Consider the following 21084-nt stretch of genomic DNA (forward strand, 5'->3'; position numbering starts at 1 on the left):
CCGGACGCCCACCGGGCCGATCGACCGGATCGGACCGGACGCACGACACAGGAGGACCCATGAGCACCAGGATCGACCTCGGCCTGACCGCGAGCGGATCGACGGGAGGGTGCGGCTGCGGCGGAGGCGGTGCCTGCGCGTGCGGCGGCCACGGCGGCGCCGGCCGCTCCGACGCCGGCCACGCGGCGCAGGGCTCCCTGTCCGCCGCGTCCGTGCAGAGCTTCGGCGTCGCGGGCATGACCTGCGAGCACTGCGTCCGCAGCGTCACCGAGGAGCTCGCCGCCTACCCCGAGGTCTCGGCGGTCGACGTGTCCCTCGCCCCCGACGGGGTCTCGACCGTCACGGTCGGCTCCTCCCGGCCGCTCGGCCGCGAGGAGATCGCCGCCGCCGTCGCCGACGCGGGCTACCGCCTCGCTCCCCTGAGCTGACGTGGCCGAGACCACCGGCACCCCGCTCGAGCTCGCCATCGGAGGGATGACCTGCGCCTCCTGCGTCGCGCGGGTCGAGAAGCGCCTCGACGCGCTCCCCGGAGTCCACGCGACCGTCAACCTCGCCCTCGAGCGCGCGACGCTGACCCTCCCGCCCGGCACGACTCCGGCCGACGCGATCGCCGCCGTCGAGGCCGCGGGCTACAGCGCGACGGTCCCCTCCACCGGCGAGGCGGCTCCCGCGGAGGAGCAGGAGGAGCAGAGCGACGACGACCGCGAGCGGCGCGCCCTGCGCACCCGGCTCCGCGTCTCCGCCCTGCTCGCCGTGCCGGTGGTCCTGCTCTCGATGATCCCGCCGCTGCAGTTCGCGAACTGGCAGTGGCTGTGCCTCGCCCTCGCCTCGCCGGTCGCGGTCTGGGGCGCGCTCCCCTTCCACCGCAACGCCTGGCGGGCGCTGCGGCACGGCTCCACCACCATGGACACCCTGATCAGCCTCGGTGTCAGCGCCTCCTTCGCCTGGTCGGTCTGGGCTCTGTTCCTCGGCGACGCGGGGCGGCCCGGCATGAGCATGCCGTTCGAGCTGCTGGGCAGCCGCTCCGGCCACGACGAGATCTACCTCGAGGTCGCCGCCGCCGTCCCCGTCCTCGTGCTGGCCGGCCGCTACCTGGAGGCGCGGTCGAAGCGCGACGCCGGTGCGGCGCTCCGGGCGCTCCTCCGCCTCGGCGCGAAGGACGCCGTGCGCATCGCCGCCGACGGGCAGGAGGAGCGCGTGCCCGCGTCCTCGCTCGCCGTCGGCGACCTCCTCCGCGTGCGCCCCGGCGAGACCGTCGCCGCCGACGGCACCGTGCTCGAGGGCTCGAGCGCGATCGACGCGAGCATGCTCACCGGCGAGAGCGTGCCGGTCGAGGTCGGCCCGGGCTCGACCGTGACCGGCGGAGTGCTCAACGCCCACGGCCTGCTCACCGTCCGCGTCGACCGCGTCGGCTCCGAGACCACGCTCGCGCGGATGGGCCGCCTCGTCTCGGACGCGCAGGCCGGCAAGGCGCGCATCCAGCGGCTCGCCGACCGCGTCTCCTCCGTCTTCGTGCCGGTCGTGGTGGTGCTCGCCCTGGCCACCCTCGCCGGCTGGCTGATCGCCGGCGCCGACCTCGCCGCCGCCGTCTCTCCCGCCGTCGCCGTCCTCGTCGTCGCCTGCCCGTGCGCGCTGGGCCTGGCCACCCCGACCGCCGTCCTCGTCGGCACCGGCCGCGGCTCCCAGCTCGGGATCCTCCTCCGCGGGCCGGAGGTGCTCGAGGCCGGGCGCCGGATCGACACGGTCGTGCTCGACAAGACCGGCACGCTCACCACCGGCGCGTTCCAGGTCGTCGAGTCCAGCGACGACGAGAGCCTGCGGTTGCTCGCCGCCGTCGAGCGCGGGTCGGAGCATCCGCTCGCCGCGGCGATCGTGGCCGGGGCCGCGCACCTCGACGTCCCCGAGGCGACCGGATTCCGCTCCAGCACCGGGTTCGGCGTGCGTGCCCGGGTCGAGGGCCGCCTGGTCGTCGCCGGCCGGCTGCGCTGGCTGGAGGAGCAGTGGGGCTTCGCGCCGGGCGGTCTCGCCGAGCGCGCCGAGCGAGCGACCGCCGAGGGCGGCACCGTCGTCGGCGTCGGCTGGGAGGGGGCGCTTCGCGGCTTCGCGGTCCTCCGCGACGAGCCGAGGCCGGAGGCGTCCCGCACCGTCCGCGCCCTGCGCGAGCGGGGCCTGCGGGTGATGGTGCTGACCGGCGACAACCCGCGGGCGGCGCAGGCCGTCGCCTCGGCCGTCGGCATCGACGAGGTCGTCGCCGAGGTGCTGCCGGAGGAGAAGCTCGCCCTGATCGAGCGGTTGCGCGCGGAGGGCCGCCACGTCGCCTTCGTCGGCGACGGCGTGAACGACGCCGCCGCGCTGGCCGCCGCCGACGTGGGGATCGCGATGGGCGCCGGATCGGACGCGGCGATCGAGGCGAGCGACATCACCCTCGTCGGCGACGACCTCGGCCGGGTGCCCGACGCCCTGCGCCTCGGGCGCCGCACCCTCGCGGTCATCCGGGGCAACCTCTTCTGGGCCTTCGCCTACAACGTGGCCGCGATCCCGCTCGCGATGGCCGGACTCCTGGGGCCGCTCGTGGCCGGCGCCGCGATGGCGTTCTCGAGCGTCTTCGTCGTGCTGAACAGCCTGCGGCTGCGGTCGTTCCGCTGAGTCCCGGCGGGCCGTCCGGAGTTCCCTCGCGGAGCTCTTGACGGCCCGCCCGCAGGTGGCGAGGGTGAGCGCATGAGCCTCTTCATCACCTGCCCGGTCGACGACGTCGAGCGCGCCACCGCCTTCTACACCGCGCTCGGCTGGACCCTGAACGCCGAGATGTCCCGCGAGGACGTCTCCTGCTTCGGGATCGGTCCCGACACGTCCGTCATGCTGGCGAGCCGCGCGATGTACGAGAGCGTCGGCGCCACCGAGGAGCTGATCGGCGCCCCCGGCACCCCCTCGAAGGTGACCGTCTCGTTCGACCTCGACAGCCGCGAGGCCGTCGACGAGCTCGTCGAGCGGGCCGCCGCCGCGGGAGGCCGGATCGGCGACACCGACGACTACTCCTTCATGTACCAGCGCCAGTTCGACGACCTCGACGGCTACCACTACTCCCCGTTCTGGATGAAGCCGGGCGGCGACGCGGCGGAGTGACGGGGCGGCGCGGCCTCACTCCGCGTGCCGCAGGCGGTGCCGCCGGACCGCGGCCCGGTTCGCACAGCGGACGGAGCAGTACCGCTGCCGGCCGTTCCGCGTCACGTCGACGACGACGTTCCGGCAGTGGTCGCCCGGCGCCCGACCGGCCTCGCACCGCAGGAGGCGGCTCATCCCCCGGGTCGTCAGGTGCAGCGCCGTGCCCACCGCGATCACGGCGTGGAGGACGTGCGCCAGGGACTGGTCCTGGTCGCGGTAGTGCAGGTGCCAGCCCTCGTCGTCGTGGTCGGTCAGGCGCGGATACGCGGCGATCGCGGCCATCTGGCGGTTCAGCGACGTCGCCCGGTCGCTCGGAGTCGGCGCGTCGACCACTTCCAGCCACTCGTCGATCACGTCGCGTGTCCTGGCGTGGTCGTCCGGGCCGGACTCGAAGGCCATCGTCATGCCGAACTCGCGCGTGCGCGCCTCGATGCCCGCGCGGTCGGACGGCCAGTCGTTCGCGAGGGAGGCGGCGAGCAGGACCGCGTACTCGCCGTAAGGGTTGAGCTGCATAAGACCATGACAGCACAGTGGCTCCCATGCGCACCTCCACACCCTCCCCGCACCCCTCCGAGCCGCTCGCCCCCGCCGTCGATCCGCACGAGCACGGCTGGACGACCGAGTCGGCCCACCGGACCAGCGAGGGCGTCGTCGTGTACGTCCGCTGCGTCGGCTGCGGGACGCGGCGCGTGGACGTGCGGACCGGGCACCAGGATCCCCCTGCCGCTCTCAGCCGCGTCCTGCCCGCCTCCGACGACCGCTCCCGCCGTGGAGCAGAGGGAGGATGAGGGCATGATCGCCGACCTGACCCTCCCCTGCGACGCCGGCCCCGGGGAGAGGAGCCTCCTCCTCCGGCGTGCGGTGCTCGACGACCTCCCCGCGATCGTCAGGCTCCTCTCCGACGACCCGATCAGCGCCGGGCGCGGAGACGTCGCCGCCGAGGAGGACGGGGCCGCCTACGAGGCCGCCTTCCGGAGCATCGCGCGGGACCCGGGCAACGATCTCGTGGTCGCGGTGGACGGCGCCGGAGCCGTGGTCGGCACGCTGCAGCTGACCGTGATCCCCGGGATGGCGCGCCGCGGCAGCTCCCGCCTGCTCGTCGAAGCGGTCCGGGTGGCGAGCGCCGAGCGGTCGGCCGGGATCGGCACGGCCCTGATGCGCTGGGTGCTGGACGTCGCTGCGATCGAGCTCCGCACGCCGCTCGTCCAGCTGACCTCGGACGCCGCCCGCACCGACGCCCACCGCTTCTACCTGCGCCTGGGCTTCGTCGACTCGCACGTGGGCTTCAAGCGCCGCGTCGAGCTGCCGGGCTCGTAGTGGCGGTGCGGGCAGCCCGTCCGGACGCCTGATCGGCGTGTCCCCGCAAGCACGACCGGCGCAGGAGGGGACGCCCCGAGCGGAGGCCCGGACGGCACTGCTCGCCTCTCCCCGGCCGACGTGATTGGCTGGCCCGATGAGAACCGAGACCCGCCAGGGCGTCCCCCTCCTGCTCGTCGACGACGACGGAGGCGCGCTCTCGACCCCGGACGACGCGATCGCGCTGATCGGCGAGACCTACGGCGGCGACGTCGAGACGATCGTGGTGCCCGTCGGCCGGCTCGACCCCGAGTTCCTCCGCCTGCGCTCCGGCATCGCCGGCGAGTTCGTGCAGAAGTTCGTCTCGTACGGCAAGCGGCTGGTGATCCTCGGCGACGTCAGCGGGCCGGTGGCGGAGTCGAGCGCGCTGCAGGCCTTCTTCATCGAGTCGAACCGCGGCGACCACCTCTGGTTCGCCGCCGACCTCGAGGCGCTCGACGCCCGCCTCCGCAGCTCCGGGACCGCGACCGAGCCCGGCGCCGACGGCGGAGTGGAGCCGACGCCCGGCCCCGCCCGCTGATGCCCCTGCTCCAGCCCGGCCCCGACGGCTCTCCACCCGAGGTCGACGGTCCGGTCCGCCTCCTCCTTCTCGCCGACACGCACCTCCCGAAGCGGGCGAAGGCCCTCCCGGACGAGGTGTGGCGCGCGGTCGACGAGGCCGACCTGGTCGTGCACGCGGGCGACTGGGTCGACGAGGCGACCCTGGACTCGCTGGAGGAGCGGGCGGCGCTCCTGCTGGCCGTGTGGGGCAACAACGATCCGGAGCCGCTGCGCGCCCGCCTGCCCGAGGTCGCGCGCGCCCGCGTCGCCGGCCTCGACGTCCGCGTGGTGCACGAGACCGGAGCGGCGACCGGCCGCGAGACCCGCGCCGACGCCGCCCATCCGGGTGCCGACGTGCTCGTCTTCGGACACAGCCACATCCCCTGGGACACCGTCTCCCCGGCGGGTCTCCGCCTGCTCAATCCGGGCTCCCCGACGGATCGGAGGCGCCAGCCGGCCTGCACCTTCCTGACCGCCGTCGCCGACGACGGAGGGCTCCGCGACGTGCACCTGACCGCCCTGCCGCTCCGGGCACGAACCAATCCCGGCGGCGGCGCAAGGGGGTCACAGAGCATTTAGGTCGGCCTAAGCTCACCTGGATGAGCAGCTCACACGACCACCCCGACTCCGCGCACCTGCGCCCGGAGGGTCTCGACGACGCCACCGTGGCGGCGCTCGGGAAGCTCTCGGAGGCGCTCGAGACGGTCGAGCACGCCCGCGGTCTGCTCTACGGCTTCCACCGGCTCACCGGCGCGGCCGACCTCGCTCTGGGCGAGGCCGTCGACGCGCTGCGCGAGGCCGGCCACGCCGCGACCGCCGAGCGGATCGAGGCCGAGCTCGTCGGCCGCAACGTCATCGAGGGGCGCTGGACCTTCCAGATCGTCGAGGACTACGACGACACCTACTACGCCGCGTTCCGGGAGCAGGAGCGCGCCGCGCGCGACGAGCTCGCCGGCGGACGCCGCCACCTCTTCGAGTCCGAGATGAAGGAGGACCGCCGCTCCGGCGGCCGCCGCCACCACGAGTCGCGCCCGGAGGCGGGCTCGTGAACGCCGTCATCCGGATGCACGCCTCGTCGCTGCGGGTCAAGGCGGTCACGCCCGGCCGCGGCGGACGCGGCACGCCTCCCGAGCCCGAGGCGACGATGCGGCGCACCACGCTCAGCATCGACGGCCGTCGCTTCCTCCTCGCCGTCTCCCTCGACACCGAGGAGCTCGAGAAGCGCCTGGTCGAGGCCGTGCGCAACCGCGGCGACATGGTGAGCTTCACGGTCGCCGGCGAGCGCGAGGTCTGCGTGCTGGTCTCCCCGGGCGTCGCGGTCATCCTCGAGCACGAGGACGTCCCGGTCGAGGATCCGGACGCCGAGGACGCGCCGATCCTGTACGACGACGTCGAGTACCTGACCTGATCCGTCGGCGGCCGGTCCCGGCCGCCGGTCCGGGCGCGGCCTCTCGACTCGGGTCGTCCGTCCGCTCAGACCGCCCCGGTGCTCGCCCACAGGTGGAACGCCGCGTGCGCCCGGTGCGGCCGCCACGCCTGCGACGCCGCCTCCGCCTCCGCCGTGCTCACCCGGCCGAGCGCCTTCCGCAGCACCAGGTCGCCGGCGGGGAAGGCGTCCGGATCGCCGAGGAACCGGAGCGCGAGGTAGTCGGCCGTCCACGGCCCGATGCCCGGGATCGCGAGGAGCGCGCGCCGCTGCTCCGGCAGGTCGCCCGCGCGGTCGAGCACGGGTCCGGCGGCGAAGGCCTCGGCGACGGCCCGGACCGTCCGCGCCCGGGCGTTGGTGATCCCGATCGCCGAGCGCAGCGCCTCGAACTCCGGCGCGAGCAGGGCGGCGGGTGCCGGGAACGCCAGCAGACCGCGCTCCCCCGGGGCGCCGAAGGCCGCGGCGGTCCGTCCGCCGAAGGTCCGGGCCGCGGCGACGGACACCTGCTGGCCGAGGACCGCCATCACCGCCGCCTCGAACGCCTCCGGGTACTGCGTCGCGCGCAGCCCCGGCCGGGCCGCGACGGAGCGGGCGAGCAGCGGGTCCCGCGAGAGCTCGGCGCCGATCGCCACCACATCGGAGTCGAGGTCGAACCAGGCACGGACGACCGCGGCCGCCGGCGTCAGCACGTCCGGCTCCGCCTCCACCCGCAGCCCGGTCTCCGTCACCTCGAGCACGATCGGCCGCGGCGCCCCGTCGAGGGTGAGCAGGCGCTCCAGGCGTCGGCCGTCGGCCGAGACCCGCTCCACTCCGGGGAGGGCGTGGTTGCGGAGGAGGCTCGCGGCGCCGGCTGAGTCGAAGGGCCCGAGGGCCGGCAGGTCGAGGGAGGACGTCTCGTTCAGGGGAGCAGGACCGTCTTGCCGCGCGCGCGGCCCGACTCGACGAGGGCGAGCGCGGCGGCCGCCTCGGTCAGCGGGAAGGAGGGCCCGAGCACGACCTCGAGCTCCCCGCGACCGGCGCGGTCGAGCAGGCCCGGCCGGGCGGCGTCGCGGAGCGCGGTGCCGGGATCGGCTCCCGGTCCGCCGCCGAGCATCAGGATCCCGCCGAGGCGGGCGGCGTGCTCGAAGCCGGCGACGGTGGCGATGCGCGAGCGGTCGGCGACCAGTGCCACCGAGGCGTCCAGCGCCTCGTCGATGCCCGCCGTGTCCAGCGCGACGTCGACGCCGCCGGGGGCCAGGACGCGCACGCGCTCCTCCAGCCCGGCGCCGTAGCGGACCGGCTCCGCGCCGAAGCGGCGGACGACCTCCTCGCCGCGCTCGCTCGTGGTGCCCAGCACCCGAGCTCCGCGGGCGACCGCGAGCTGCACAGCGAGCGAACCGACGGCTCCGCTCGCCCCGTGCACCAGGACGGTGTCCCCGGAGGAGACGCGGGTGGCCTCGACGAGGTGCTCGGCGGTCGTCCCGGCCAGCAGCAGGCCCGCGGCCGCCGCCCAGCCGAGCCCGGCGGGCTTGGGCAGGACCGCGCTCGCGGGCGCGACCAGCTCGGCGGAGTAGCCGCCGGAGACCCGGAACGCCACGACCTCGTCGCCCACCAGGATCGGGCCGAGCGGCCCCTCGGCCCCTTCACCGACCGCGGTCACGACTCCGGAGACCTCGCTGCCCGGCCGGACCGGCACCCGTCCGCGCCCGAACATCCCGCGCAGGAGCTTCGCGTCGGCCGGGTTCACGCCCGCTGCGCGCACCGCGATCCGCACCCTGCCGGGCGTCGGCTCCCCCGGATCGACCTCGACGGCGCGCAGCGCCTCCGGCCCGTCGAATCCCTCGGCCTGCATCGCGACGACCATGCGTCCGCCTCCCGTCCCCGGGCGCCTGCGCACCCGAGCGCGACGCTAGCAGCAGCGTCCGACCCCCGGACCCCCTGCGGCAAGCGCGGCAGCCGACCGAGAACGCCCGTTCTGGTACCGCCTACCATGGAGGGATGTCCCCGATCCTCGACGAGCGCCCTCCCCGCGAGGCGATCCTCGCGGCCGCCGACCGGCTCTACTACGAGCGCGGCATCCAGTCCGTGGGGATGGACGAGCTCCGCACGGCCGCGGGCGTCTCGCTGAAGCGCCTCTACTCGGAGTTCCCGAGCAAGGAGTCGGTGGTGGTCGCCGTCCTGCACGGCCGGCACGAGCAGTGGACCCTCGGCGTGACCACCCGGGTCGCCGCGGCGGACGGACCTCGCGGCAAGCTGCTCGCGATCTACGACTTCCTCTTCGACTGGTTCTCCGAGGACTCGTTCCGCGGCTGCGGCTTCATCAACGCCTTCGGGGAGCTCGGCTCGTCGAACCCGATGGTCGCCGAGATGGCGCGCGACCACAAGGAGACGTTCCAGCGCTTCCTCGCGACCCTCGCCGAGGAGGCGGGTGGCGGCGCCGAGCTCGCCGCGCAGCTCGCGATCCTCGCCGAGGGCGCCCAGACCACCGCGGCCATCGCCGGAACCCCGGAGGCCGCCCTGCACGCGCGTCGCGCCGCCGAGATCCTCATCGACGCGGAGACGCGCCCCGTCTGAGGCACGCCGCGCGCGGGATCAGGCCTCGCCGCCCCCGGGCGGGCCGACCACCAGCAGCGCCGCGAAGACGACGGCGACCAGAGCCAGGACCAGCGCCCCGGCGAGCACGGGCCGCGCGAGCGCCCAGCGGAGGAGCCGGCTCGTCACGCGCCGGTCCCGCGGGTCGTCCGTGGCGTGCGTCCGCCACGGGCCCTCCAGCAGGCCGCGGCGCTCGAAGCCGCGCTCCAGCGGGACCGTCGCGTAGGGCACGACCGCGCTGACGACCGCGAGCGCCGTCGCGCCCGCCGACCACCGCTGGTTCACCGCGAGCACCAGGGCCGCGGCTCCGTAGGCGAGGAACGCGAACCCGTGGATCGGCCCGGCGACGCTCACCGGCCAGTCGCCGGCTCCGGCCGCGTACTTCAGCAGCATCCCCACGATCAGGAGAGTCCAGGTCACCGCCTCGACGATCGACAGCAGGCGGAAGAGGCGGCGCGGGCTCATGGGATCGGCTCCGTTCGGTCCGCGGCGACGCGGCTCGGGGTCGGTCGAGGGTCGCCCGGAGCCTACGGGAGCACGCTCGCGAGGAACCTGAGCGGACGAGGACCGCTCGGGGCGCTCAGCCCAGCCAGCCGGTGAGCGAGAGGGCCGTCACCGCGCCGACCAGGCCCGCGGCGACGAGGGCGACCGTGCCCGTGACTCCGCTGCGGGAGGGGGCTGCGGCGGGGCCGCCGGCCAGGCGCGCCCAGAGCCGGCGTGCCACCTCCTCGGCGGAGGGGCGGTCGGCCGGATCGAGAGCGGTCATCGCGGTCAGCAGCTCGCGCCACTCCGCCGGGACCGTCTCCGGGACGACGGGCGCGTGGTGGAGGCGCTGGATCGAGATCTCGAGCGTCGTGCCGGTGTAGGCCCTGCGGCCCGAGACGGCCTCGAGGAGGACCAGACCGAGCGAGTAGACGTCGGACTCCGGTCCGACCGGGCCGGAGCCGAGGCTCTCGGGGCTGAGGTACGCGGCGGTGCCCACCAGCACGTCGGAGCGGGTGAGCCGGGCGTCGTCGACCGAGCGGGCGATCCCGAAGTCGCTGAGCTTGGCCTCGTGCGCGGAGAAGCCGGATGCGGTGGCGCGCGAGCGGACGAGGACGTTCTCGGGCTTCACGTCGCGGTGGAGGACGCCCTGCGCGTGCAGGTGCGCGAGAGCATCGGCCACCTGGGCGCCGACCTCCGCGATGAGCCGCTGGTCGCCGGAGGCGAACCAGTCGGCCGCTGGGTCGCTGCGGTCGAAGTACTCGAGGACGAGGAACGCGAGGTCGCCCTCCTCGCCGGGGATCTCGCCCTGGTCGAGGACGTCCACCACGGACGCGTGACGCGAGTCGATCAGGAAGCGGATCTCGCGCTCGCGACGCGCCCGCTCGTTGGGGGTGTCCGGGACGTCGCGGTGGACCTTGACCGCGACCTGGCGGGCGAGGCGGAGGTCGCGGGCGCGGTAGACGACGGCGCTGCCGCCCTCCCCCACCCGCTCGAGCACGAGGTAGCGACCGGCCAGGGTGGAGCCGACCAGCGGATCCACGACGTCGGCGGGGAGCGGCTGCAGGCGGTCGAGTTCGTCCAGCACGGGCAGCTCCCTTCGCGAATGAGTCACTAGCTCGTCTAACTAGTAGTCCCTTCGTAGTGGTCGCCGCCCTTCCAGGCAAGCACCTCGGGGGAGGTTGGCTTGTCTAGATGTTCTTGCTACGAGACTGTCTAGACTGTTCGGCATGGATGAGGTCACGCTGAAGCGACCCGGGGCCTTCTGGTTCTCGGGTGAGGCGACCGAGCCCGGAGCGGTGGAGGTCCTCGCCGCGATGCGCGCCTTCCGCACGGCGGAGGCCGCGATGCGCCGACGGACCCGCGGATCCATGGGCATGGGCGAGAACGACCTGCTGGCCGTGCAGTTCCTCATGCGCCGCCAGCAGAAGGGCGTGCACGTCAGCCCGAAGGACCTGGCCTCCTACCTCGGCATCTCCTCCGCCTCCACGACCGTGCTGATCGACCGGCTGGTCAAGAGCGGGCACGTGGTCAGGGAGCCGCACCCGAGCGACCGCCGGGCCATCCGCATCGTCGCCACCCCCACCTCCCACCGCGAGGTGCGCGAGACGCTCGACGAGATGCACCGCCGCATGCTCGAGGCGGCCGAGACGCTCAACCCCTCCGAGGCCGGGACCGTCATCCGCTTCCTGCAGACGATGCGCGACATCGTCGAGCGCCCGGCCGACTCCGAGACGGTCGACGCCGCCCAGAAGCTCGCGGGCGAGCCGATCGGCGAGTACGCCGACGGCGTGCTGGAGCAGCGCCGCGCCTGACCGGCGTCCCCGCGGCCGTGGCCGCGCGTCCCCAGGAGTTCACTCCGAGGGTCTTCTGCCGCGCCCCGGATCCGTCGGAGAATCGAGTCGTCCGGCGGCGATGGACAGAAAACGCACTCCGCGACGTAAGTAGCTAGCTCAACTAGTAGGAAGTCTTTCTAGCGATATAGAGTGACGGACGTCAGCCATTCGCACGTCAGATCGGAGCACACCATGGGCAACATCCTGTACGGCACTCCCCCCGCCGCCATCGAGGTCGAGGACCGCGCCCTCGCCCACCTCCAGATCGTCATCATCAACAAGTTCCGCCGCGACGAGCGCTTCCTGCTCACCCTCGACGCGAGCCCCCAGGCCGGCACCGGCCGCCGCGGCGTGTGGATGCACCCGACCATCCCGATCCAGTTCGAGTTCAAGGGCAGCCGCCAGCCCACGATCAACCCGGAGTGGGTCGAGGCCCTCATGGAGCGCGCCAACAGCGGCGCCGGCCTCCGCATCGTGCCCGAGCCGACGAGCAACGCCGCCGTTCCGCTGCGCCGCGCCGAGCCCGCCGCCTGACCCTCCGCGCCGGAGCCGCTCCCGATCAGGCTCCGCCGCCGCACACCGACACGACCCGCCTTCCCGCCCGGGAGGCGGGTTCCGTCGTCTCCGGGTCTCAGAACCCCGGGAGCGCGCTCGCAAGTGGTTGACATCCCGCGCCACGGTCAGGGTCGCAGTCCTACACTGCTCCTGCGGCACGGGGTCGTTCCGGCGGGCTCGTCCCTGCTGTCGCACGCATGACCGGCCGCCGGCCGCTCGGGCCCCCCTCTCGAGCGACCGGCGGACGGCTGCGCGGCGCACCCGAAGCGCCGTCCGCGAGGTCCGCCGGAACCAGGAGCGGCCAGATGACCCACGGAACGAACAGCCTCACCACCACCGTCGACGAGGTGCGCCCGGGCGACCTCTTCTGCGCCGTCGTCGCCCACGAGACCGAGCAGTGGCGCGTCGTCGCCGTCCTCGGCATCCGCGTCCTCGCCGAGCGGGTCGCCGGAGGAGACCGCCGCAGCTTCACGCTCCGCTTCGTGCGCCACCAGCTCTCGCCGGACGTGCTCATCGCGAGGGGCGCCGCAGCGAACCGCTAGGGGATCAGGCGCTCCGCGCGGTAGCGGTCGAAGAGCGCCGTGAAAGAGTCGACCGTCCGGTGGAACGCCGTGAAGCCGGCGAGGCGGGACTTGCCGATGTCGGTGACGACCTCGAGGTTCCGGCCGAGGTCGGCGTCGGTGTGCCACCAGGAGGCGACGCGGGAGAGGTCGGGCTCGATCAGCCCGTGCTCGTCGACGAGGCGCCGCCAGACGGGCTCGGCATCGGCCATCTGCTGCTCGAGCGGCTGCGGCTCCTCCCCCGGGCCGACCGGCTCGACGCCGAAGTGCTCCGCGATCCGGGTCCACATCCAGCGCCAGCGGAAGACGTCGCCGTTGACCACGTTGAAGGCCTGGTCGCGGCCCGCCTCCGACGTCGACGCCCAGAGCATCTGCTCGGCGAGGATCGTCGCGTCGGTCATGTCGGTGAGTCCGTTCCACTGCGTGAGCGAGCCGGGGAACACGAACGGGGTGCCCTCGGCACGGTGGATCGACGCCGCGACCGCGAGGGTCAGCCCCATGTTCATCGCGTTGCCGACGGCGTGCCCGATGACCGTGTGCGAACGGTGCACCGACCAGGTGAACCCGGCGCGCCCGGCCGCGGCGAAGAGCTCGTCCTCCTGCGCGTAGTAGAAGTTCGGGGCGTCGAGGCGCTCCTCCTCCTCGTGGAACGGGGTGTCGGGCATCGCGCCCTGCCCGTACGCCTCGAACGGGCCCAGGTAGTGCTTGAGGCCGGTCACCAGCGCGACGTGCTCGACGGGAGCGTGCGCGAGCGCGGCGAGGAGGTCGCGGACCATGCCGCCGTTGACCGCGATGTTCTCCTCCTCCGTCGCCTGGCGGGACCAGGCGGTGAAGAAGACGTGCGTGGGGCGCTGGTCGGCGAGCACGCGGGCCAGATCCTCGGCGGAGCGCAGGTCGGCGGCGAGCGGAGTGACGCCGGGGCGCGCGTCGATCGGGCGGCGCGAGAGGGCGGTCACCGGCCAGCCCTGCTCGGTGAGCAGGTCGACGAGGGCGGAGCCGCCGATGCCGGTCGCACCGACGACGAGGGCGCTGCGGGGGTCGGACGGGGGGACGGGAGTGGTGGAGGACATCCCCTAGGCCAACAGCCCCGGGGGCGAGGCATTCCCCGATCCGGGCGTCACGGAGGGACACCGGAGGTCACGGAGGGACACCGGGCGTCACGGGCGGACCGCGGACCGGGCTCCTCCCCTACCGTCGAGCACGAGCCGCCCGGGGTGGGCGCAGAGGAACAGGAGCCGACGATGACCGCGACCGACGTGCGGGCCGTGCCCGAGGTGGACTACGAGGAGCTGGCGGGGCGGTTCCGGCCGCTGTTCGCCGAGATCGCGGCGGGGGCGGCGGCGCGGGAGAGCGCACGCGAACTGCCGGTCGCGCAGATCCGAGCGCTGGCGGACGCCGGGTTCGGCGCGGTGCGCGTGCCGCTGGAGTCCGGCGGGGCCGGCGCGAGCCTCCCCCAGCTGTTCCGCCTGCTGACGGAGCTGGCCGCCGCCGACTCCAACCTCCCCCAGGCGCTCCGCGGCCACTTCGCCCTGGTCGAGGACCGGCTCCTCGCGACCGACGGGACCCGCGAGCGCTGGCTCCGGCGCTTCGCCGACGGCGAGCTCGGCGGCAACGCCTGGACCGAGGTCGGCACGGTCGCGATCGGCGACGTGCAGACGAAGGTCGCTCCGGTCGAGGGCGACCCGACGCGGTTCACGGTGACCGGCACGAAGTACTACTCCACCGGCAGCGTCTTCGCCGACTGGATCGACACCTTCGCCCAGCGCACCGACACCGGGCAGAAGGTGATCGCGATCGTCGACGCTCGCCAGGCGGGCGTCGAGCACGCCGACGACTGGGACGGCTTCGGCCAGCGCACCACAGGCTCGGGGACGAGCACCTTCACGGAGGCGGTGGTCGCGGCCGAGGACGTGATCGACTTCGAGACCCGGTTCCGCTACCAGACCGCGTTCTACCAGGCGGTGCTGCTGGCCGTGCTGGCGGGCTCGATCGCGGGGGCCGAGCGCGAGATCGCAGCCGAGGTGCGGGCGCGGACCCGGATCTTCTCGCACGGGAACGCCGAGTCGTTCGCGGCGGATCCGCAGATCCTGCAGGTGGTGGGACAGGTCTCGGCCGCCGCCTATGCGGGAGCGGCGATCGTGGAGCGCGCGGCGGTCGCGCTGCAGCGGGCGCACGACGCGGCCCTCGACGGCGACCCGCTCGAGGACGAGCGGCAGAACGACCTCGCCGAGCTCGAGACGGCGCAGGCCCAGATCGTCCTGACGCAACTGGCCACCCGGGCGACCTCCGACCTCTTCGACGCGCTGGGCGCCTCCGGGGTGAGCACCCGCAAGAACCTCGACCGGCACTGGCGCAACGCGCGCACGGCCGCGAGCCACAATCCGTGGGTGTTCAAGGCGCGGATCGTCGGCGACCACGCGGTCAACGGCACCGTGCCGCCGCGGGTCTGGGCGATCGGCGCGGGGCCGAAGCGGTAGTCGCCTCGGCGCCGGCCGGGGGCGGTGGACAGCCGGCGAGGGCGGAGGAGAGGATCGAGGGGGCGGCGACGCGGCCGCCGCGGACGAGGGGGCTCGCGATGATCCGGACGACGACCGCGAGGGGCGCCGGGGCGCTGCTCGCCTGCGGGGCGGGGCTGCTCGCGCTGAGCGGCTGCACGGGAAGCGCCGACGGGGGGACGGCCCCGACGACCGCTTCACCGCTGATCTCGAGCGCTCCGACGCCGAGCAGTGCAGTGCCGACCGCGAGCGCCGGCAGCGCGACTCCGCTGCCCACCGCGACCCCGGCCACCGCCCTGCTCCCCTGCGAGGACCTGCTCACCGCCGAGGAGGAGGCGTCGCTCGCCGAGGACGGTCTCGCCCTCTCGCCCGAGACGACGGTCTACGACGTCGACTACCCCGTCGTGCAGGAGATCGCCGAGGACGGGGTGCTCTGCCGGTGGAGCGGCCAGGGCGACGTGTCGGTCGTGGTCGGGCAGCTGGCGGTCCCGGACGCGGAGTGGCCGGATCGGAGCGCCGCGCTCCTCGCGGACGGGTTCACCGCCGACGACACCGCGGCTCCGGGCTTCCTCGACGGGCCCGACGGACCGGACGAGAGCTACCCCGGCCGCGGCGTCCTCCACCGCGACGGCGTCCTCTACTACGTGAGCTACTCCGGGATCGTCGGCTCGATCGTGCCGCTCTCCGGCTGAGGCGGCGGATCGAGAGCCCAGGGCGGGCGCCCGTGGACGGCACTGCTCCCCGTGGTCAACTGCTCGCCGTGGTGGTCGAACGACAGCGGGACTCCCGCCTCGGCGCACTCACGGCCGATCAGGTCCATGGCGTTCCAGAAGTACTCGCTCGCTCGTCGATCCCCGGAGATCGCGGAGAGCAGATTGCTCGTGGCGAGACGAGCAGCGTCGGACGCGATCGAGTTCGAGGAGCTCTCGTCGAAGCCCTCGAGGGCTTCGCGAAACGGTGGACGCAGAACGGGATCGAGTTCCGGCGCGTAGTCGTTCCACGTGCGCTCGAGCGGGACGCAGGGAGCGGCCTCCTGATCGCCTCCCGGCTTCCCGCACCCGGTCAGGAGGAGCGTGGCCGCCAGCAGGGCCGGCACAGCTGTGGTGCGTCTCACGGGTCTCCTGTCGGTCGAGGGCCCGTCCCGGTCCGCTCCCGGTGCACCGGTTCCTCCGGGACGGATCGAAGGACCGTATCCGGTCCGAGCTCGCCGACCGGCGCCGCGGCGCGGTACGGCTCCGACAGGCGCGTCCAGTGTGCTGCCCGGTGGGTTCCCGTCCGGGGTCGGGTGGGGCCTGCGGCAGGGGGTAGCGTCGACAGGTGCGATTCCCGTGGCGTTCCCGAGACAGCGAGCGACTGCCGCGGGACGTGCTCGTGCTGGGGGTCGTCGCCTTCTTCGTGATGCTGGGGTTCGGCGTCGTCGTGCCGGTGCTGCCGACCTACGTGCGCAGCTTCGGCGTCGACTACACGGCGGTCGGCGCGGTCGTCTCGGCGTTCGCGCTGATGCGGCTGGTCGCGAATCCGTTCGTGGGGCCGCTCGTCGACCGGTTCGGCGAGCGGGTCGTGCTCGCCGTCGGCATCGGCATCGTCGCGCTCTCCTCGGCGCTGGTCGGCTTCGCCTCCGACTACCCGCACCTCCTCCTGCTGCGCGGAGTCGGCGGCATCGGCTCCGCGATGTTCTCCGTCGCGGCGATGACGCTCCTCCTGCGCACCGCGAGCCCGGAGCGGCGCGGCCGCTCGATCGGCTTCTACCAGGGCGGTTTCCTGCTCGGCGGCATGGCGGGCCCCGCGGTGGGCGGCGTGCTCACGGCGATCTCGCTCACCGCCCCCTTCTTCTTCTACGCCGGCACGCTCGCGATCGCGGGGCTCGTCGGGCTGATCCTGCTGCAGCGGCCGGAGCGCGACGCGGCACCGTCCGCCGCGGCGAGGACGAAGCCCCTGCGCGAGGTCGCCCGCGACCGCCGGTACCAGAGCGCGGTGCTGGCGAACTTCGCCCTCGGCTGGTCGGCGATGGGAGTCCGCGCGACGCTCGTCCCCGTGCTCGTCGTCGAGGGGCTCGGCGGGCAGCCCGCCTGGACCGGCATCGCGTTCGCGATCGCCGCGGTGGTGCAGACGATCGCGCTAGCGCCCGCCGGCCGCTTCGTCGACACGGTCGGCCGGCGCCCGGCGCTGATCGGCGGATTCTCCGTCGCGGCGGTGGCGATGCTGGCGATGCCGTTCGTCTCGGAGCTGTGGCTGCTCGTCGTGCTGCTCTGCGTCTACGGAGCGGCGGCCGCCTTCATGGGCACGGCCCCGGGTGCGCTGGTCGGTGACGCCGCGGGCGAGCGCGGCGGCAAGCCGGTCTCGGTGTTCCAGGCCGCGTCCGACCTGGGCGGCGTGATCGGGCCGCTGCTCGCAGGCGCTCTCGCCGACGCCGCATCGCCGACCGCGGCCTTCGCCTCCGCCTTCGTGCTGCTGGCGGCGAGCGCGCTGCTCGGCCTGCGGATCCCGCGCTCGCGGATCGCCTAGCTGTTCCGCCCGCGGGCGTCGACGGGCCAGACGGCGCCGCCGCCGTCGCGGAGGAGGACGCGGTACTCGTCGGCCAGGTTCACCGCGACGCAGACGTGGTTCGGCGCGATCCGCACCCGCGTCCCCACGGGCAGGTCGACACCGGTGATCGTCGCATGGTGCTCCGAGAGCACCGGGATGCGCGCCTCCGGGTGCTCCGGGAGGCGGCCGAAGCCGCTCGAGGCCGCGCCACGATCGGAGGAGAGCACCTTGCTGCCCGCGTCGGCGATCAGGTGGTCGCCGCGGCGGGACACGATCGTGGCGAGGACGGTGACGGCGATGTCCTCGGGCGTCATCGTGCCGATCTCCCACTGCTGGGCGTCGCCGAGGGCCGAGACCCCGGGGCGCAGCTCCGTGAGCACCGAGGAGTCGGCGAACGCGGCCGACGGGGTCGAGCCTCCGCTGACCACGCGGGCCTCGACTCCGGACGCCGCGAGCGACGCGACCGACTCGGCGAGCGCGCGCGCCTCGTCGCGGGCGGCCGCCGCTCCGTTGCCGGCCGCGTAGCTGTGGCCGGGGAAGGTGAAGACGCCGGCGACGTCGAGCCCGGCGGAGACGGCGGCCGCGGCGATCGCGCCGGCTTCGGCGGGGAGCACGCCGCTGCGGTGGTGGCCGGAGTCGATCTCGACGACGACCTCGAGCCCCTCGCGCTCGGGCAGGGCCGCGGCCAGGCGCTCGGCCGACTCCGCCGAGTCGACGCCGACCCGCACACGGGCGCTCGCGAGGACGTGGCGGAGCCGCCCGGCGCGCTCGGCGTCGAGCCAGAGCGGGTAGGCGATGAAGAGGTCGCGGATCCCTCCCGCGGCGAAGACCTCGGCCTCCGAGACGGTCGCGACGGTGAGGCCGACGGCCCCCGCGGCGAGCTGGCGGCGGGCGATCTCGAGCGACTTGTGCGTCTTCGCGTGGGGGCGGAGCGCCAGGCCCCGCTCGCGGGCAGCCGCGGCGACGGCGGCGATGTCGCGGTCGAGCACCGCCTCGTCGAGCACCAGCGCCGGAGTGGCGAGAGCGTCGAGCGCGGCGGAGCGGGCGGAGGAGTCGGCGGCGGCGGTATCGACGGTCACGCGCCGAGCCTAGGGCGCACCACCGGCCCGCGTCCGGCCGTCACGGCGGCCTCGCGCCGGTCTGCCGCCGGTCATCGCGCCGCGAGGAAGGCCCCGCGGAGAGATCCCGTCGAGCACGACACCGCGTCGACCTCGGAGGCGGCCGCGCCGCTCCGACACCGTCTTCCGGATCGCCCACCTCTCCGCCGGGACGCTCGCGACGACGCTCCTGGGCTTCGGCGTCGTCGGGCAGAGCACTCTCGTCCACTGACCGTTCATCCTCCGCGGGATGCGGGGAGGACCCCGGCGCTGCCAGGCTGAGCGGATGACTCCGCAGTCCTCCCGCCTCCGGCCCTTCGGCCCGACCGGCGCCACCGTCACCCGGCTGACCCTCGGCACCTCCTGGCGCCCCGAGCGCGTCGCCGACCTCGACCGGGTGCCTGCCCTCGAGCGCGTCCTCGACTCCGACGCCGCCACCCGCGCCGTCTCCGTCGTCGACACCTCGAACGAGTACGCCGGCGGCCACAGCGAGCGCCTGATCGGCGAGGCCCTGCAGGCCCGCGGCGGCGTCCCCGAGGGGATCACCGTGGTCACCAAGCTCGACCGCGACCCGAGCACCGGCAGCTACTCGGCCGAGCGGATGCGCCGCAGCCTCGACGAGAGCCGCGAGCGCCTCGGTATGGACGTCCTCCCCCTGCTCTACCTGCACGACCCGGAGCGCATCTCGTACGACGAGGCCTTCGCCGAGGACGGCCCGGTCCGCGCGCTCGTCGCGATGAAGGAGGCGGGCGTCGCCCTCTCGATCGGGATCTCGGGCGGACCCGCTCCGATGCTGCGCCACTACGTCGACACCGGCCTCTTCGACGCCGTGATCACCCACAACCGCTTCACGCTGGTCGACCGCTCCTCCGAGGAGCTGATCGACGCGTCCGTCGACCGCGGCGTGATCGTCGTCAACGCGGCGGTCTACGGCGGAGGCGCCCTCGCGCGCTGGCCGGAGCCGGTCACCTCCTACGCCTACCGGCCGGCGCCGCGCGAGATCGTCGATGCCGTCGCGGCGATGGGAGCGGCCTGCGACCGGGCGGGCGTGCCGCTCGCCGCCGCCGCGCTGCAGTTCTCGACGCGCGACCCCCGCGTGACGACGACGGTCGTCGGCGCCACCTCCGCCGAGCACTACGACTCCTTCGTGGCCGACGACGCGCTCGAGATCCCCGACGCGCTGTTCGAGGAGCTGGAGTCGCTCGCTCCGCCGAGCACCGTCTGGCAGGACGCGCCCGGGGCGACCTGGCCGCGCTGATCCGGGCATAGCCGGGCTCTCCTCCCGGTTGGAGCACGTGACCCCCTCCGCGAGATGCCGCCGGCGTGCGCCCTCACCGGCGTATCGCGTACCGAAGCGGCGTTCCGCGGAGAAGCACGACAGGAGAGACATGACCGACACCGCCTTGTTCCAGCCGCTGACGCTCCGCTCGAGGACCGCGCGCAACCGCCTCTGGGCGGCACCGATGTGCCAGTACTCGGTGGAGTCGCAGGACGGCGTGCCCACCTCGTGGCACCTCGCGCACCTCGGCGGGCTCGCGCGCGGCGGATCGGGCGTCGTCATCGCGGAGGCCACCGCCGTCGTCCCCGAGGGGCGGATCAGCCCCTGGGACACCGGGCTGTGGAACGACGAGCAGCGCGACGCCTGGGCTCCGATCGTCGATTTCGTGCACGGGCAGGGCGCGCTCGCGGGCGTGCAGCTCGCCCACGCGGGCCGGAAGGCGTCGACCTACCGCGAGTGGAGCGGACGCGGATCCGTGCCGCTGGAGGACGGCGGCTGGCCGACCGTCGCTCCCTCGGCCGTCGCGTTCGAGGGCTACGCGGAGCCGCGCGAACTGGCGGCGGAGGAGCTGCCCGGCCTCGTCGAGGCGTTCCGCGCCTCCGCCCGCCGCGCCGCGGACGCCGGCTTCGACGTGATCGAGCTGCACGCCGCGCACGGGTACCTGCTCCACCAGTTCCTGTCGCCGCTCTCGAACACCCGCGAGGACTCCTACGGCGGCTCGCTCGGGAACCGGGCGCGCCTGCTGCTCGAGGTCGTCCGCGCGGTCCGCGCCGAGATCGGGGAGCTCGTGCTGCTCGTCCGCTTCTCCGCGACCGACTGGGCCGAGGGCGGCTGGACGCTGGAGGAGACGATCACCGTCTCGGAGTGGGCGCGCGCCGAGGGCGTGGACCTCTTCGACGTGTCGACCGGCGGACTCGTGCACGCCAGCATCCCGGTGGCGCCGCTCTATCAGGTGCCGTTCGCGCGCGACCTGCGGAAGGCGACCGGTGCGCTGGTCGGCGCCGTGGGACTCATCACCACGGCGGAGCAGGCGGAGGGCGTGGTCGCGAACGGCGACGCCGACGTCGTGCTGCTCGCCCGCGAGCTGCTGCGCGACCCGAACGCCCCGGTGCGGATGGCGCACGAGCTCGGCGCGGACCTGCCGGTGCCCCCGCAGTACACCCGGGCCTGGCGCTGAGCCTCAACCGCGAGATGCCACC

The 21084-nt window shown here is 74.5% G+C and carries 26 protein-coding genes; 18 read left to right on the plus strand and 8 right to left on the minus strand.

Annotated elements, in window-relative coordinates:
- The first annotated feature begins 59 nt into the window (after positions 1-59).
- From C5C55_RS16830 to C5C55_RS07510, 3 genes are all read left to right on the plus strand, one after another.
- Positions 60-428, plus strand: a complete 369-nt coding sequence (locus tag C5C55_RS16830; protein WP_104233449.1) for a heavy-metal-associated domain-containing protein — start codon at positions 60-62, stop codon at positions 426-428.
- A gap of 1 nt (position 429) precedes the next feature.
- The gene (locus tag C5C55_RS07505; protein WP_258072514.1) at positions 430-2646 is read left to right on the plus strand and encodes a cation-translocating P-type ATPase; all 2217 of its coding nucleotides are present in this window, start codon (positions 430-432) and stop codon (positions 2644-2646) included.
- A gap of 72 nt (positions 2647-2718) precedes the next feature.
- The gene (locus C5C55_RS07510) at positions 2719-3123 is read left to right on the plus strand and encodes a VOC family protein (RefSeq protein ID WP_104233450.1); all 405 of its coding nucleotides are present in this window, start codon (positions 2719-2721) and stop codon (positions 3121-3123) included.
- A gap of 15 nt (positions 3124-3138) precedes the next feature.
- Here C5C55_RS07510 and C5C55_RS07515 read toward each other — a convergent pair whose 3' ends face one another.
- Positions 3139-3675 (minus strand): CGNR zinc finger domain-containing protein, encoded by a 537-nt coding sequence (locus tag C5C55_RS07515; protein ID WP_104233451.1) that lies wholly within the window; start codon positions 3673-3675, stop codon positions 3139-3141.
- A 26-nt stretch (positions 3676-3701) separates the two neighbouring features.
- Between C5C55_RS07515 and C5C55_RS07520 the strand changes: the two genes are divergently transcribed.
- The 6 genes from C5C55_RS07520 to C5C55_RS07545 all read left to right on the plus strand — a co-directional run bounded on the left by C5C55_RS07520 (position 3702) and on the right by C5C55_RS07545 (position 6466).
- Positions 3702-3950, plus strand: a complete 249-nt coding sequence (locus tag C5C55_RS07520) for a hypothetical protein (RefSeq protein WP_104233452.1) — start codon at positions 3702-3704, stop codon at positions 3948-3950.
- Positions 3951-3954: 4 nt separating this feature from the next.
- Positions 3955-4479, plus strand: a complete 525-nt coding sequence (locus tag C5C55_RS07525; protein WP_104233453.1) for a GNAT family N-acetyltransferase — start codon at positions 3955-3957, stop codon at positions 4477-4479.
- 136 nt (positions 4480-4615) lie between these two features.
- The gene (locus C5C55_RS07530) at positions 4616-5038 is read left to right on the plus strand and encodes a DUF4180 domain-containing protein (protein WP_104233454.1); all 423 of its coding nucleotides are present in this window, start codon (positions 4616-4618) and stop codon (positions 5036-5038) included.
- Positions 5038-5637: a metallophosphoesterase gene (locus C5C55_RS07535; RefSeq protein ID WP_104233455.1), complete on the plus strand. Its 600-nt coding sequence runs from the start codon at positions 5038-5040 to the stop codon at positions 5635-5637. Before C5C55_RS07530 ends, C5C55_RS07535 begins: the two co-directional genes overlap by 1 nt.
- Positions 5638-5657: 20 nt before the next feature.
- Entirely contained in the window at positions 5658-6107 is a 450-nt protein-coding gene (locus tag C5C55_RS07540; RefSeq protein WP_104224173.1) for a hypothetical protein, read from the plus strand.
- The gene (locus C5C55_RS07545; protein WP_104224172.1) at positions 6104-6466 is read left to right on the plus strand and encodes a hypothetical protein; all 363 of its coding nucleotides are present in this window, start codon (positions 6104-6106) and stop codon (positions 6464-6466) included. Before C5C55_RS07540 ends, C5C55_RS07545 begins: the two co-directional genes overlap by 4 nt.
- Before the next feature lie 65 nt (positions 6467-6531).
- Here the strand turns inward: C5C55_RS07545 and C5C55_RS07550 are convergent, their stop codons facing one another.
- Positions 6532-7386, minus strand: a complete 855-nt coding sequence (locus tag C5C55_RS07550; protein WP_308471209.1) for an AlkA N-terminal domain-containing protein — start codon at positions 7384-7386, stop codon at positions 6532-6534.
- Positions 7383-8327 (minus strand): NADP-dependent oxidoreductase, encoded by a 945-nt coding sequence (locus C5C55_RS07555; protein ID WP_258072515.1) that lies wholly within the window; start codon positions 8325-8327, stop codon positions 7383-7385. Before C5C55_RS07555 ends, C5C55_RS07550 begins: the two co-directional genes overlap by 4 nt.
- A gap of 134 nt (positions 8328-8461) precedes the next feature.
- Between C5C55_RS07555 and C5C55_RS07560 the strand changes: the two genes are divergently transcribed.
- Positions 8462-9037, plus strand: a complete 576-nt coding sequence (locus C5C55_RS07560) for a TetR/AcrR family transcriptional regulator (RefSeq protein ID WP_104224170.1) — start codon at positions 8462-8464, stop codon at positions 9035-9037.
- A gap of 18 nt (positions 9038-9055) precedes the next feature.
- Here the strand turns inward: C5C55_RS07560 and C5C55_RS07565 are convergent, their stop codons facing one another.
- Both C5C55_RS07565 and C5C55_RS07570 read right to left on the minus strand, forming a co-directional pair.
- Complete coding sequence (locus C5C55_RS07565) at positions 9056-9520, minus strand: DUF3817 domain-containing protein (protein WP_104225947.1); 465 nt, start codon at positions 9518-9520, stop codon at positions 9056-9058.
- A gap of 115 nt (positions 9521-9635) precedes the next feature.
- Entirely contained in the window at positions 9636-10625 is a 990-nt protein-coding gene (locus C5C55_RS07570; protein ID WP_181067802.1) for a serine/threonine-protein kinase, read from the minus strand.
- Between the two features lie 142 nt (positions 10626-10767).
- Between C5C55_RS07570 and C5C55_RS07575 the strand changes: the two genes are divergently transcribed.
- The 3 genes from C5C55_RS07575 (at position 10768) to C5C55_RS07585 (ending at position 12470) form a co-directional block, all read left to right on the plus strand.
- Positions 10768-11352, plus strand: coding sequence for a MarR family winged helix-turn-helix transcriptional regulator (locus C5C55_RS07575; RefSeq protein ID WP_104233458.1), 585 nt, complete (start codon positions 10768-10770; stop codon positions 11350-11352).
- A gap of 213 nt (positions 11353-11565) precedes the next feature.
- On the plus strand, positions 11566-11907 hold the full coding sequence (locus tag C5C55_RS07580) for an ATP-dependent DNA ligase (protein ID WP_104224199.1): 342 nt from the start codon (positions 11566-11568) through the stop codon (positions 11905-11907).
- 326 nt (positions 11908-12233) lie between these two features.
- Positions 12234-12470, plus strand: coding sequence for a hypothetical protein (locus C5C55_RS07585; protein ID WP_104224166.1), 237 nt, complete (start codon positions 12234-12236; stop codon positions 12468-12470).
- Here the strand turns inward: C5C55_RS07585 and C5C55_RS07590 are convergent.
- Positions 12467-13558, minus strand: a complete 1092-nt coding sequence (locus C5C55_RS07590) for an SDR family oxidoreductase (protein WP_104224165.1) — start codon at positions 13556-13558, stop codon at positions 12467-12469. The two genes, C5C55_RS07585 and C5C55_RS07590, sit on opposite strands and share 4 nt — an antisense overlap.
- 171 nt (positions 13559-13729) lie before the next feature.
- On the opposite strand from C5C55_RS07590, the gene C5C55_RS07595 reads away from it, so the two are divergent.
- Both C5C55_RS07595 and C5C55_RS07600 read left to right on the plus strand, forming a co-directional pair.
- Positions 13730-14965: an acyl-CoA dehydrogenase family protein gene (locus tag C5C55_RS07595; protein ID WP_104233459.1), complete on the plus strand. Its 1236-nt coding sequence runs from the start codon at positions 13730-13732 to the stop codon at positions 14963-14965.
- Between the two features lie 98 nt (positions 14966-15063).
- Positions 15064-15675 (plus strand): hypothetical protein, encoded by a 612-nt coding sequence (locus C5C55_RS07600; protein ID WP_104233460.1) that lies wholly within the window; start codon positions 15064-15066, stop codon positions 15673-15675.
- On the opposite strand, the gene C5C55_RS07605 is transcribed toward C5C55_RS07600, so the two are convergent.
- Positions 15633-16097, minus strand: a complete 465-nt coding sequence (locus C5C55_RS07605; protein ID WP_146080905.1) for a hypothetical protein — start codon at positions 16095-16097, stop codon at positions 15633-15635. The genes C5C55_RS07600 and C5C55_RS07605 overlap by 43 nt on opposite strands.
- A 203-nt stretch (positions 16098-16300) precedes the next feature.
- On the opposite strand from C5C55_RS07605, the gene C5C55_RS07610 reads away from it, so the two are divergent.
- Positions 16301-17488: an MFS transporter gene (locus C5C55_RS07610; RefSeq protein ID WP_244229579.1), complete on the plus strand. Its 1188-nt coding sequence runs from the start codon at positions 16301-16303 to the stop codon at positions 17486-17488.
- Here the strand turns inward: C5C55_RS07610 and C5C55_RS07615 are convergent.
- Positions 17485-18588, minus strand: a complete 1104-nt coding sequence (locus C5C55_RS07615; RefSeq protein WP_104233462.1) for an alanine racemase — start codon at positions 18586-18588, stop codon at positions 17485-17487. The two genes, C5C55_RS07610 and C5C55_RS07615, sit on opposite strands and share 4 nt — an antisense overlap.
- Before the next feature lie 304 nt (positions 18589-18892).
- On the opposite strand from C5C55_RS07615, the gene C5C55_RS07620 reads away from it, so the two are divergent.
- Both C5C55_RS07620 and C5C55_RS07625 read left to right on the plus strand, forming a co-directional pair.
- Positions 18893-19864, plus strand: a complete 972-nt coding sequence (locus C5C55_RS07620) for an aldo/keto reductase (RefSeq protein WP_181067803.1) — start codon at positions 18893-18895, stop codon at positions 19862-19864.
- A 130-nt stretch (positions 19865-19994) separates the two neighbouring features.
- Complete coding sequence (locus C5C55_RS07625) at positions 19995-21062, plus strand: NADH:flavin oxidoreductase/NADH oxidase (RefSeq protein WP_104233464.1); 1068 nt, start codon at positions 19995-19997, stop codon at positions 21060-21062.
- Positions 21063-21084: the final 22 nt, after the last annotated feature.

Origin of the sequence: Rathayibacter sp. AY1C2, assembly GCF_002931195.1 — a bacterium.
Lineage (GTDB): Bacteria > Actinomycetota > Actinomycetes > Actinomycetales > Microbacteriaceae > Rathayibacter.